Below are 10,552 nucleotides of genomic sequence, written 5' to 3'. Positions count from 1 at the left end.
CCAATGTCAGACAATACAAAACAATTTCGCTGGATTGTCACGATTAAAGAGAATCTAGAAATCTTGTTTGCCAACGTGGATAATGTCTTTGTCGCAGGTGATTTGCTCTGGTATCCCGTTGAAGGAAATAACAAAATCCGTCAAGCACCCGATGCAATGGTTGTATTTGGCAGACCGAAAGGCGATCGCGGTTCCTACAAACAATGGGAAGAAGATAACATTGCCCCGCAAGTTGTCTTTGAAATCCTCTCTCCCGGCAATCGCGCCAGAAAGATGACCCAAAAGGCGATATTTTATCAAGCCTATGGAGTGGAAGAATATTACATTTATGACCCAGAAGATATAGAATTAACTGGCTTGATTCGTTCTGGGAATTTTTTAGAACCAGTTGATGAGATGAATGGTTGGACGAGTCCTCGGTTAGGGATTCGATTTGAACTCAAACAAGACACCCTAGAAATTTATCGCCCAGATGGACAAAAGTTTCTTACCTCTGTTGAACTCGATCAACTCAGAGAACAGGAACGTCAGCGTGCCGAAGAGGAACGTCAACGTGCTGAAGAAGAACGTCAGCGTGCAGATAATGCGATCGCTCAACTAGAACAAGAACAACAACGCTATCAAGCTTTGCTCGAAAGATTGCGCGATCGCGGCATCGACCCCGAACAATTGTAATATGTCGCACCCGACACATTGAGACGTCGATGAGTCTCCCAGACTCGCCGAAGAGTCTTTCATCCTCATGGAAGAGTCTTTCATCCTCATGAAAGAGTCTTTGATACTCGCGGCGGACTTAATTTGCTCGTCAAATCAACGACGCTGATAGATTGAGGCGATAGGTGGTGTCGCCGCTGTATTGATAGACTTGGAAAAAGTAGTCTCCGGCATCCAAGCTGGCGGTGATAGATTCCGGTGCGGTGTAACCATTCATGGAACGAGCGATCGTCTCGCCTGGATCGACAATCCCATTGCTGTTAAAATCTTTAATCAGTCGGATATCGGCATCCGCACTTAGTCCTGTGAGAGCTGCCCTGAACGTGGCATCGTAATCGACGCGGAAGTGGTAGACATCAGCGGTGTCCCCGTTGCCGATTAAGTCATCGAAGGTTCTGCTACCTACGCCTGTTAAACCTAGAAGGTCACCAATTTCGATTTCTTTGGGTAGCAAGTTACTGGGTGAGATTGTACCCGGACCTGGTGCAGTGGCAGATAAAAACAGCTTGTAATCGATTGGGTCGCCGCTGCCATAAGTAACTTTAGCAAAGTAGGTTCCTGCTGTGAAGGCTTGCCGATTAATTGCGCTATCTGCGTTCGTTGTGCCATCGTGAAAGGTGCTGGCAACAATTTGGTCGCCTGCATCCAAGATCGAGTTATTATTGGTATCTTTATACACCGATACAGCCGCCTGAACCCCTGTTGGGAGACCCGTAAGAGCGAGATTGAAGTTTCTCTTGCTACCTAAGCTGAACTGGAATATATCGGTGCGATCGCTACTACTTACCTGTTCGTTGCGAGAAATGGGGGTGTTACTCAACGCCCCAAGATTAAAAGTTGCCATTTCTTCTTTCCTTTGCCAGTTTATCACCTGGTGAATTGGCGCTCTTGCGCCAAATTAAAACAAATAGCACCCCTATCCAGTTGTGGCTTTTTATTGGAAAAATGACTAAAAAAGCTACAAATTTTTACATGGATTTTTGCCAAAAAAGTTCGTCTACAAGCAAGCTCAGCAGCCCGTCGTTGCGCCTAATGGGGACTCTACAATTTGCTCTAAAAAGCTTATCTTATATCATGTCTGGCAAATAGCCCTTAATTAAAACTCGACCCGTCGCCGCGTCCTTAGTGTCTGCGCGTCAGTCCTAACTATGGGTATTCAAGCGGACATGATATTACGGATATTAAGTCGGTTGAAACCGACTTAATAACCCGCCCGGAAATAAATTTCCGGGCGGGTTGTCAAACTGAGGCAAAATATTTCCCGGCGGGATATCAAACTTAATCAGGACTAACGCAAAAAAACAAAGGTGATAGGAAAAATCCTGGGTTTCCAGTGGCGAGATTGACGCATCACCTTTGTTTTTGGCCCCGCGTGCCTAAGTCCTGTTAATATTTGCGCTCTTGCGGTTCAAACATGGTAATCGCCACGGGTAGATATTGCAAATCAATCCCCGCAGGCGAGTAATACGCCATCGTGTGCTTGAGGAAATTGCCATCATCCCGTTCGGGATAATCTTCCCGACAATGCGCCCCCCGACTTTCGGTACGATTGAGCGCAGATGCGATAATTAACTGACCTACAACCATCAAATTTTGCAGTTCCAACGCTTCAATAATTTCGGTGTTCCAAAGTTTACCTTTGTCATCCAAATAAATCTGCTGATATTGCTGCTGTAACTGTTGCAACTGATTCAACCCTTCCCGCAAACTCGCCTCGGTGCGAAACACGCCGCAGTGCTGGGTCATGCAGTCTTGGAACGCTTGCCGCAGTTGATTGATGCGCTGCTGTCCCTTCTGGTCAAACAGGGATTGTATTTGTTGTTGCGCTTCCTTCAGGTAGCGTTGCTCGTCAATATCTGGAAGCTTGCGATTTTGGACAAATTGTGCTATGGAAGCGCCAGTGCGTTTTCCATACACAACGCATTCCAGGAGAGAATTACTTCCCAATCTATTAGCGCCGTGAACGGAGACGCAGGCAGATTCCCCGGCGGCGAAGAAGGCATCGACTAAGCCTTCAAGACTGCTTCGTACTTGCCCGTCTGTATTGGTGGGAATGCCCCCCATCGAATAGTGAACCGTGGGGCGCACGGGGATGGGTTCGTTTACCGCATCGATGCCCAGCAGGCGGTGAGCTTCATCCCAGCAGAAGGGAATGCGGGTCATGATTTTTTCCTTGCCCATGTGGCGCAAGTCTAGGTGGACAAAGGGACCGCCTGCACTGCCGTCGGGATTTATACCGCGTCCTTTGCGAAGTTCCCTAGCGATCGCTCTGGATGTAATATCGCGGGGAGCCAGTTCCATGCGACTGGGGGCATAAGTAGACATGAAGCGATCGCCTTCACTATTAATCAAATACGCCCCTTCCCCTCGCACCGCCTCGGAAATCAGCACCCCCACCGGATACAACCCCGTGGGGTGAAACTGCACAAACTCCATATCTTCCAACGGCACGCCCGCTAACGCTGACATCGCCAGACCATCGCCCGTCGAAGCATAATCATTCGAGGTGGTATTGTAAACTCGTCCATAACCGCCGGTAGCAAACATTACCGCCTTGGCGCGCACCACTTCAATCTGCCCATCCTCGATGCGGTACATCACCACACCCTTCGCCTGACCATCTTCCAATATCAGGCGCATCACATACCATTCGTCGTAGATGCGAACGCCGTATCGCCGCAGGTTATTCACCAACTCGTGCAAAATGGCGTGACCAGTTTTATCCGCCGCGTAACAAGTGCGTCGCTGGGAATGTCCGCCAAAGGCACGCTGGGCAATTCTGCCATCCTCAAGGCGGGAAAACAACACGCCCATGTGTTCTAAATCGATGACGACACCGGGTGCTTCGCGAGTCAGGATATCTACCGCATCTTGGTCTGCCAAATAGTCGGAACCTTTGACAGTATCAAAGGCATGAGCTTCCCAGGTATCTTCCGTATCGACATTTTTCAGCGTCGCCGCCATTCCCCCTTGAGCGGCGACCGAGTGGGAACGAATCGGGTGGGTTTTAGCTACGACGGCTACGTTTAGCCTATAGTCGGTGCGGGCAATTTCCACCGCCGCGCGACACCCAGCCAATCCACCGCCAACAATAATCACGTCGTGTTCCAGCATATGTCCCTTCTGTAGAAATAGTTGCCAATCTATGGTGGCTCAAAAAAAAGTCCCTACCCAAAGGCAGGGAAATTCTTCAGGGCGAATTTTAGATCTTCAACATCAACAGGTCTTAAGCACGACGCTCTGATCGCCACTCTGGGAAACCGGGTTTCTTGCTGCGTTCTTCAGTTCAAAAGCGACGATTTTGCATAGAAACCCGGTTTCTTGGCGTAAGTCCCGATCGATCTCAAATCTAAAATCTAAAATCTAAAATCCTGGCATTGCCTCAGGTTGCCCTTGCTTCTTGGTTAGGCATGTGAATCGGCCCTGTGCGAGTGGTTTGATTGGATTCTAGCGGGGCAAACTCAATGTGATTGAGCAGGGTGGTGACGAAAGCAAACAGCAAGAAAGGCAGGGATATTACCACAATCAACCCTACTGTCATGATGGCGTAGATCTGACGGGTGGTACTCCACAAAGCAAGTGCCGAGGCAAGGCTGGCGAAAATAACAATTAACCAAATGATGATTTGACCGTAGATATCGCCAAAGGTGAGGGTGCAGACCAAGCGGTATCTTTGTAATTTATCCATCATATCCCTATCTCTCAACAGAACCTATAAATTTCTAGGGTAATGGTTTGAACGGGGTTTGGCTGATTTTTCAATATTTTTTTAAAGCGTTGCAATAAAGCTTTACAATTTGCTGGATTTTGAGGGAGAGCAAATCGTTCTTGGGGTGAATGAGCGTTCGCTCTCTATCGCTGGGTAGAGGTTTTGGTTATGGTTAATCAGTAACGGTGAAGCTTAGCTTGGGAAGAAAATCTAAAAATACCCGATTGGGAATGGTTTTTGCCTTAGAATGCAGAGTTGGCATTGCCAGCACTAGGCTGATTCACCGTTGCTAAAAAACTGATATTTTTTGTCAACTAAAAGGGGAATTTTTGTTCTAGTTCCAGCGGCAAAGAAGGGATGAGTTGCTGCAAGTCCTTCAAACACTTGGCAGTGACGACGCGATCGCGTCCCAAAGCCTTAGCACGGTATAGCGCCACATCCGCGACTTGGATCAGTTCCGCGCCAGAAGTACCGTGTTCTGGAAAACAAGCCACCCCCAGCGAGATGGTAATGCCACCCAGGGGCTGATGCAAATATTCTAATTTCAGGTGCTTGATGCCATCGCGCAGTTGTTCGGCTCGCTGTTTGGTATTTTCCCAATCGGTTTCTGGCAAAATGAGCATAAACTCTTCGCCCCCGTAGCGACAGGCAATATCAGAATTACAGATACTGTGTTGCAAAAATCGCCCGACTTCTGCCAAAACCACATCCCCAGCGTCGTGACCAAAAGTGTCGTTAAAGCGCTTAAAGTGGTCAATGTCGAACATGATGACACCCAAAGCTTGTTGCTCGCGCAACGAACGATTGAGTTCCCTTTCTAGAAAGTTACCTACAAAGCGGCGGTTAAACAAACCCGTCAGCGGATCGCGGATACATTGGTTATGCAACAGCTCTTCAATCAAATCGCCATGTTGAGTTGTTGTTTCCAGCATAATTTCCAGATCGGCTTTGTCCCGGCTGAGAATTGCTAACAAAGACTCGAGTTCTGTTTGAGACGATCTGAGTCCAGTTTCAGTTCGCTGGCGTTCGGCAATTTCGGCTTGTAGTTGTTTGTTCGACTCGTGCAGTTGCAGAGACATTGCGTGCAACATTTCTACGATACTATCAGCATGGGCAGTGGTAGTATCGAGCAAGATTTCCAGATCGGCCTTTTCTCGCTTTAAGGTGTCCACTTCCAGGCGCAAGTTTTCTATCTCCTCTAGCAGCTCTTCTATGGATGGTTCTTCTGGCATTGGTTTGAGATTTGCGCCAATTACAAATATACGATCGTCAGGTTTTTAGGACTTACGCGCTTGCTTCGCGGTTTCTCCGAAAAATCGTTGGTTTTGAAACCAGAGATCCTGGTCGAAACCGGGTTTCTGGCAACGCCCTTGCGTAAGTCCTGGTTTTTCTATCCTTACCATACAGCCAACTGAAGTCCCTATTCCAAAACTAGGTTCAATGAAGGCATTAGCCGCTGCAAATTTTTTAATGATTTTCCCTGCCAGGGGACTTCGTTAGAGCCAAGAACTACCATATGAATATTTCCTTTTTCACGCACCTTAATTACAAACTTTGACAGAACGTTTATTCCCGAACTGTTGAGAAAATCAAGCTGACGCAAATTGAGAGTAATTGTTGACGGCTCTTGCTCGGCTAGGTTGTTGAGCAACTGCACAATCGGATCGTATTCTTCGATTCCACTCAGCCGCAGAGAGCCGTTAAAGATCGCTGTTTCAGTCAGTTTGTCGTAGTAGATGCTGTAATTTTCGGTTCTAATCTCCATTAGCCTCAAACCTTAAATTTTTAATTTGCCGTTGGAAGTCTTTCCTACTCTGAGGAAACTACTCTGCTAGGTAGCTTACACCCACGCACAACGGATGTGCTTGGGAAAGGTCAAACCCACGCCTGAAAGTTAATCTGTTATGTAGACGAGCGTGTTGGTTCAAATCCACCCATCCCAGCCGCCGGTGGGTGTGTTAAATTTTTAACTGCACCATTGTAGTCACGGCGATCGTTAAAGGATCTGTTTGGACAGTCTCGAACTTCCAGCCTAGTTTAGCCTGATAATCATTGACCATTGTCAGTAAGCCTAACCCGGATTCGCCAAAGCTAGGCTCTTCTAGTCTACGAATAAACAAATCGCTGGGATCGCCAAGGGTTAAATCCTGGATGAATGCCTGCAACTTCTCTATTTGTTGATAACTGATGCTGTTAGTGACCCAAAACACCATATTGTTACTCTTCAAATTCAGTTTAATCGTGACGGGATACTGGGAGGTTTCGTCGCTAAACTTCATGGCATTTTCTAGTAATTCATTGGCGATAAAGCTGACGGCGCTCTTGACCTCGGCTTTCATGCTAATTCCTTTGTCAGGAGCTGGGTCACCGGGAAAGAAAGTGGTAAAATAGTCGGCGATAAAATCAGCCGATAAACCATTATTTCTCCAGCGCTGCTTCAGGGGCATGGAACTGGGTGAAAACCCTATAATTAAGTATTCCTCGCTGGTTGGTATATCTGCAATGAAGTCTCCAAAGATTTGAGCCATAACTATTTTGTCAGGGGGATTTGAGATGGGAAATTGTTGATTGGTTAGATTAACCATTAGCCATTACCTATTTTTGCTTAAACACCAGCAAGGTGATATCATCATAGACGGTTTGGTCGCCGATATGGTGCGGCAAGTCTGCCATCGCTGCTTGCCCGATAAGGGCGGCGGATCGTTGCCAGTTGCGGCGAGTTACTTCAGTATTGCACCCCATTAATATCTTCTGCTTCTGTAATTCCATCGGTGTAGAACACCACGACATCTCCTGAGTTTAACTGTATATCTGCGTAGGCGACAAAATCGGCAATGTCTGAAACTATGCCGAGGGGAAAGCCCAAGTCTATAGTATCAATCAGTTCTACTGAGCCGCCAGAGAGGATTACAATTAGCTGTTCGTGTCCGCTTAAGCGCAGCATTCCTCCTTGATAGTCTAGTAAGACGAAGGTGAGATTTTTATCACAATTCATCTGCTGCAAGTTGTCGTAAATCTTGCAGTTGAGAACCTTGAGGAATTTCACCGGATCGGTTTCGTTGGTAGCCAGCAGCGTCCCCACGGCGCTTTGCACCACGATTGCTAACACGCGGCTTTCTGTACCTTGTCCCGTCACGTTCCCAATGCCGATTTTGATTTGATCGCTTTGTTGCAGGATGTCGTAGTAGTCTCCCCCTACTGCCGCTACGGGTTGGGAAAAGCCTGCAATTTCTAATTCGGGAATTTGAGGGAGTGTTGCTTCTTTTGGTAAAATAAATTGTCGCAGTTTACGAGCCACTTCTAGCTCAGCGCTTAAACGGATATTTTCAGCTTTTAGGCGTTTGTTCAACACTAGGATTTCTCCATTGGCTGGCATCAGTTGAGCGGTACGCTCTTGGACTTTTTGTTCTCAGGTTTGATCGAGAAGGGCATTTTTGATTGAAACTATCAAATACCCAGGACTTACGCTCATATTCCGGATTTCTCTCAAACCTAATACCTTATAGCTGGTTCGTCAGCAGTAGATGCCTTAGCTTTCTTACCAACCATGAGATTGATCGCGGATTGCAGCCGTTGATCGTACACCTTTGTGTGCAAGCAGCAAAAATGACAGCGCGCTTGACAAACGAAGCGATAACGCTTTCCCTCACTCCCTTGTCCTCCGCTGTATCGTTTCCGGTTGCATCGCAATTACGACCTGTAGGGGGAATTAGCAATTAGCAATTAGCACCGGATTTGATATGATTCCCTATTTCTGCTTGAAAACTACCAAAGTGATATCATCGTAAATTTTTTGTTGGCCAATATGCCGCCGTAGGTCGTCAACTACAGCTTGCCTGATTTCACCGGCAGGTTTTTCCCAGTTGTCGCTAACTACCTGGCACAGCCGTTCTAGTCCGTATTGCACGCCGAGAGTATTCTCGGCTTCTGTAATCCCATCAGTATACAGCACTACTATATCTCCGGGTTGCAATTCAACGTCGGCGGAGGAGACAAAATCGCCTATATCTTCTTCCAGACCGATGGGAAAGCCTAAGTCTATTGTATCGATGCGTTCCACCAGTCCCCCGGCGCGGACTACGATTGTTTGTTCGTGTTGTCCGCTTAAGCGCAGCATTCCCCCTTGATAGTCGAGCAAGGCTAAACTCAGGTTTTTATCTGAATTCATTCGCTGCACGTTGTCGTAAACGATCTGGTTTATTACTTGCAAAAACTTTACCGGATCGGTTTCGTTACTAGCTTGTAACGTTCGCACCGCTGTTTGTACCATAATCATTAGTACGCCGCTTTCTAAGCCGTGTCCCGTTACGTCGCCGATGCCGATTTTGATGCGACCATTTTGTTTGAGAACGTCGTAATAGTCGCCGCCAACTTCCGCTGCGGGTTCCATAAAACCGGCGATTTCTAATTGGTCGATCGATTCCAATTCGGATTGTTTGGGTAAAATCATCTGTTGCAGTTTGCGCGTCACGGCTAGTTCGTCAGCCATGCGCAGGTTTTCGGCTTGCAGGCGTTGGTTGAGGCGGGTGATTTCCCCGTTGGCTTCTTTTAATTGGGCGGTGCGTTTCTCGACTCGGTATTCTAGTTCTTGATTGGCTTTCTCCAGTTCGGCTTTAGCGCTTTCCCGTTCGTTGATGACGGCAGATAATATCAGGGTTGTTACCGTTACCGAACCGACGAAGGTTTGCAAAAGTAATAGGGATTCGTACAGCGTACTGCGGATAAATGAACTGACTCCGTACACCGAACCGACAATTGCGATCGCCGCAACCAAAAATATGGCTAAAGTGGCTCCCCCTCTCCCAAATCGCAACGCCGCCCACACGAGCAAGGGAATCATCAGGTACTCTATCGGATATCTAAACCCAAACGCAATATTTGTAATTATCCCCACCAGCAGCAGCCAGAGTCCGAACTCTGCCCATTTTGCACCGTTGAATCTCCCACGCCAGCCGCAACTGAAAATTCTCGATATAAAATTTAAAATTGGATGAAACCACGTGACGATCAGCGGCGTTAGTACGAGTACCCCCGTGAGATCCCCTATCCACCAAGTGAACCAACTGTATCCAAACGCACTCCAGGGAACGTAACCGCCCAAACACAGGCTGAGGACGCCCAAAGTCGGGCTAGTCGTGCAACTGAGCGCTGCTGCGGCTACGAATTTGATGATATTGTGACCTCGATCGAATAGATTGCCTTTACCGCACCAGCGTTGATTGAGCCAAGCTCCTGTCACCGCCTCCAATGTTCCCCCAGTTGCAACACCACATGCTACAGCAACGGCAATCAACAACGGGTGTCCGCTTCCCAGATTGAGGATATTTGCCGCAAGCGCTCCTAGCAAAATACCAGGCCAAATGCGATATCCACCTAATAACACAGCCGCTAAGGTTATACCGGATGGAGGCCATACCGACGAGGCATTTCCCTCGGAGATACTCAATAAAAATCCCAGCCTAGCTCCAAGATAGTACAGCGTAGCGATCGCCAAATTACCTAACAGGAGGTTTGTTTTTCTCATCACTCTTGACTTTGCTAGGGTTAATTTCGCCTAAAAAATAAGGGCATGTTTTGTAGTTAAGCTATACAGATCCCTAAGCTCTACCCCAGACACACCCGCAAGTTATTCTTGTAAAGTGATTATTGAGTTATTTACATTATATTTTGCTCTCTTCCGGATGCTTTTGACTTATTCAGGACTTACGCAAACACCAAAGTTTCTCGGAAAAATCGTCGAGCAAGTAACTAGAGATCCCAGCTTTGAAACCCGGTTTCTGGGTTGGTCGTGCGTCAGTCCTGTTATTCTCGCGCCTCGCCACCCGGTTTTAGACTTTACTTTGTGTTTTTTTATACCGCAAAAAGCTGGGGACGGGTCGGCGAAAAGCCAGATACCCGACTTTTCCAAAAAGTCGGGTATCTCCGCGTCAAGTTTAGTTATACTCACCTACTATCGCCAGAGTTTGATGCCGCTGGTTTCTCATCCACAGGCGAGTAATCAGCGCAATTGCTCGCTTCTTTGGTGAGGACTGTACCAGGATGTACCGCACATTTCAGATAAAAGTTACCCGAAAAGTATCGACAGTTCTTACAGGGAACTTGATTTGAAGGTTTTATTTTAAAACCCAA

General features: G+C 47.3%; 10 protein-coding genes and 1 pseudogene. 1 reads left to right on the top strand and 10 read right to left on the bottom strand.

The window, feature by feature from the left end; genetic code table 11:
- On the top strand, nucleotides 1-675 hold a 675-nt coding region (locus ACE1CM_RS34815), incomplete at its 5' end, for a Uma2 family endonuclease (RefSeq protein WP_374883472.1).
- Nucleotides 676-805: 130 nt separating this feature from the next.
- On the opposite strand, the gene ACE1CM_RS34810 is transcribed toward ACE1CM_RS34815, so the two are convergent.
- The 10 genes and pseudogenes from ACE1CM_RS34810 to ACE1CM_RS34765 form a co-directional block, all read right to left on the bottom strand.
- Nucleotides 806-1,558 (bottom strand): hypothetical protein, encoded by a 753-nt coding sequence (locus ACE1CM_RS34810; RefSeq protein WP_374883471.1) that lies wholly within the window; start codon nucleotides 1,556-1,558, stop codon nucleotides 806-808.
- Nucleotides 1,559-2,100: 542 nt separating this feature from the next.
- Nucleotides 2,101-3,828, bottom strand: a complete 1,728-nt coding sequence (locus tag ACE1CM_RS34805; protein ID WP_374883470.1) for a succinate dehydrogenase/fumarate reductase flavoprotein subunit — start codon at nucleotides 3,826-3,828, stop codon at nucleotides 2,101-2,103.
- A 268-nt stretch (nucleotides 3,829-4,096) separates the two neighbouring features.
- Entirely contained in the window at nucleotides 4,097-4,402 is a 306-nt protein-coding gene (locus ACE1CM_RS34800; protein ID WP_226585308.1) for a hypothetical protein, read from the bottom strand.
- A 335-nt stretch (nucleotides 4,403-4,737) separates the two neighbouring features.
- Nucleotides 4,738-5,655 carry a GGDEF domain-containing protein gene (locus ACE1CM_RS34795; protein ID WP_374883469.1) on the bottom strand — a complete coding sequence of 306 codons (918 nt, stop codon included), beginning with the start codon at nucleotides 5,653-5,655 and terminating at the stop codon, nucleotides 4,738-4,740.
- A 188-nt stretch (nucleotides 5,656-5,843) separates the two neighbouring features.
- Nucleotides 5,844-6,188 carry an STAS domain-containing protein gene (locus ACE1CM_RS34790; protein ID WP_374883468.1) on the bottom strand — a complete coding sequence of 115 codons (345 nt, stop codon included), beginning with the start codon at nucleotides 6,186-6,188 and terminating at the stop codon, nucleotides 5,844-5,846.
- Nucleotides 6,189-6,381: 193 nt separating this feature from the next.
- Nucleotides 6,382-7,008, bottom strand: coding sequence for an ATP-binding protein (locus tag ACE1CM_RS34785; protein WP_374883467.1), 627 nt, complete (start codon nucleotides 7,006-7,008; stop codon nucleotides 6,382-6,384).
- Nucleotides 7,009-7,018: 10 nt separating this feature from the next.
- On the bottom strand, nucleotides 7,019-7,165 hold the full coding sequence (locus tag ACE1CM_RS34780) for a hypothetical protein (RefSeq protein ID WP_374883466.1): 147 nt from the start codon (nucleotides 7,163-7,165) through the stop codon (nucleotides 7,019-7,021).
- Nucleotides 7,149-7,775, bottom strand: a complete 627-nt coding sequence (locus ACE1CM_RS34775) for a PP2C family protein-serine/threonine phosphatase (protein WP_374883465.1) — start codon at nucleotides 7,773-7,775, stop codon at nucleotides 7,149-7,151. The genes ACE1CM_RS34780 and ACE1CM_RS34775 overlap by 17 nt, the downstream gene beginning before the upstream one ends.
- Before the next feature lie 396 nt (nucleotides 7,776-8,171).
- The gene (locus ACE1CM_RS34770; RefSeq protein WP_374883464.1) at nucleotides 8,172-9,947 is read right to left on the bottom strand and encodes an MASE1 domain-containing protein; all 1,776 of its coding nucleotides are present in this window, start codon (nucleotides 9,945-9,947) and stop codon (nucleotides 8,172-8,174) included.
- A 419-nt stretch (nucleotides 9,948-10,366) separates the two neighbouring features.
- Nucleotides 10,367-10,552, bottom strand: a pseudogene (locus tag ACE1CM_RS34765) (hypothetical protein); the annotation flags it as partial.

The organism is Microseira sp. BLCC-F43, from assembly GCF_041929235.1.
GTDB lineage: Bacteria > Cyanobacteriota > Cyanobacteriia > Cyanobacteriales > Aerosakkonemataceae > Microseira.
The sequence above is the reverse complement of the archived record's forward strand: the minus strand, read 5'-3'. Positions and strand labels throughout refer to the sequence as shown.